Here is a 2,209-nt window from a genome sequence, read left to right as displayed (position 1 = left end):
TTATCGGAGACGGTAATACATTTTTGGCAGTAGTTGGTTTTTTACTGGCTTATGGATTGGCTATATTTGCAGTTATTAATCTTAAAACAGCTTTAACAGAATTATCAATTACTTTAAACCGAAACCTTTTTGATATGTCTGGAAAGTTTATTTTCTGGGGAACTTTGCTATCTATTATATTAATTGGACTTTTAGGGATACTTATAGGCTATATACTCCTCACAATTGCATTCTTCACCGCACCTATGGAAATACAATTAAATAATGTAGAAGAAGTAAATGTAATGTGAGAAATTGAAATTTGAGAGTGTTCCAAAATTTTGGTAAGTTTACCTTTTTGTTATCCTGAGGACGTAAGTCCGAAGGATCTCATTTTTTAATATTTTTTTGAAAAGAAAGAAAAAACAGGAGATTTTTCGCCGGCTGCAGAATGACGGTGCGGATTTTTGGAACAGTCTCATAGGAAAACACAAAATAGCATTAAATCAGAGACTAGTTCCATATCTATAATATTTTAAAAGAAAAATTTGCTATTTTATGATGAATAATAAATTAATTCCCATTTTTTTATACATAGCTTTAATCATAAGCACACTAATTTATAAAATTACCAATCTTCCATGCTTTGTATATGTTATTTTACTTTCTCCAATTCTTTTTATTGATTTTAAGTCTGTTTTTTCTTACTCGAGAAAGTATGATTTATCAATAATTTTTATACTACCATTTTTATTTATCCATGAACCACTTCAAGCATTAAACAATCTATTTGTAGCTTTTTCAGAAGAGCTTTTCTTTAGAGTTTATTTACTAAGTTATTTTTCTAATCTTTTGACTTCTATACTTTTTACCATTCCTCATATAATCATCTACCAAGACCTACACTCAATTTTAACGTTTTTCCCATCGTTATTTTACGGCTTTATGTATCAAAAAACAAAATCTTTTTCTTTAGCTGTAGTTTTACATTTTCTTTCTAATGAGTTTTATGTGGCGTTTTTGTCAGAAATTTTTAAATAGTAAGTTTATAATAAATAGAAAAATAAAAAGGAGTTAGAAATTGATGAGGGTAAAAATTCCTATAACTACAGAAAAAGTTCCAATTGTTTTTAGGCAGAGGGTTTTAGCATTCATAAAAGAAGCTTTGGCACAAGCAGACAAAGATTATAAAGAAAGCATGTATAGCGTAAGAATGCCAAAGGCTTATACCTTTAATCTTGCTTTTGATAGAACAAATCCAAAAGAAGAGGAAATTTCTCTTGATGAAAAGTTTAAAATCAAAGACAAAGTCTTTTACCAAGACAGACCTGTATTTTTGTATATTTCATCAAACGATTATCAGTTTTTAATAAATCTTTTTAATGGTATGAAAAAGATAAAAATTTTTGACTTTAATAAGTTTGATAACATCTATTGGCAAGTTGGAAAGCCTGTAATACTAAGAGAAAAAATTATTTTCGATAATGAGGTTACATTTAAAACTAATGCACCGTTTATTGTTGAAACAAAAGATGATAGACCTGTGGTTTTTAGCGATGAAAACTTTCAAACCGAACTAAACAACGTAATGGAAAGAATTTTTAGAAAGCTTGACAACAGAGGCTTAAAACAGCCGCTTGAATTTCATCCTATAAATATGAAAAAAGAAGTGGTTAAGCACACGTTAAGAGGTTTTAGAGAAAAAACAGGAAAACCAATCATGTATATCACAGGAAACAGTGGAATTTTTAAATTAAAAGGTCATCCTGAGGATTTACAGACAATTTACCAAATTGGACTTGGAAATAGAACAGGACAAGGTTTCGGTATGGTTAGCACGTGAAACGGGAAACGTGAAACGTGAGACGTAAATACTTAATTAGAAAAGGTTTTTTGACGTTTCATGTTCAACTTTTCACGTCTCACGTAAAGGGAGGTGGAATATGAGGACGCATAAAAATTTGGATGTATGGAAAAACGGGATTGAATTGGTTAAGAAAGTTTATATAGTAACATCAAGCTTTCCAAAAGAAGAGATATATTGTTTAACATCACAGATAAGAAAAAGTACTATATCTATTCCAAGCAATATTGCTGAAGGGTCGGCAAGAAATAGCACAAAAGAGTTTATACAATTTCTTTATTTTGCATTAGGATCTACTGCAGAATTAGAGACACAACTTATAATATCAAGAGAATTGGGCTATCTAAAAGATTTAAGTGTATTTGA

At 29.7% G+C, this 2,209-nt stretch carries 4 protein-coding genes; all 4 read left to right on the top strand.

The window, feature by feature from the left end:
• Positions 1–290 (top strand): DUF996 domain-containing protein (locus SULYE_RS07755; protein ID WP_043989342.1); only part of this gene is annotated, 290 nt, incomplete at its 5' end.
• 247 nt (positions 291–537) lie between these two features.
• Positions 538–1,020 (top strand): CPBP family intramembrane glutamic endopeptidase, encoded by a 483-nt coding sequence (locus tag SULYE_RS07750; protein WP_007548214.1) that lies wholly within the window; start codon positions 538–540, stop codon positions 1,018–1,020.
• Positions 1,021–1,063: 43 nt separating this feature from the next.
• On the top strand, positions 1,064–1,822 hold the full coding sequence (gene cas6, locus SULYE_RS07745) for a CRISPR-associated endoribonuclease Cas6 (RefSeq protein WP_007548213.1): 759 nt from the start codon (positions 1,064–1,066) through the stop codon (positions 1,820–1,822).
• Positions 1,823–1,922: 100 nt separating this feature from the next.
• The coding region (locus SULYE_RS07740) for a four helix bundle protein (protein WP_007548212.1) at positions 1,923–2,209 on the top strand (287 nt) is incomplete at its 3' end.

Origin of the sequence: Sulfurihydrogenibium yellowstonense SS-5 (genome assembly GCF_000173615.1) — a bacterium.
Taxonomy (GTDB): Bacteria; Aquificota; Aquificia; order Aquificales; family Hydrogenothermaceae; genus Sulfurihydrogenibium; species Sulfurihydrogenibium yellowstonense.
This window is presented reverse-complemented; position numbering and strand designations above follow the sequence as displayed.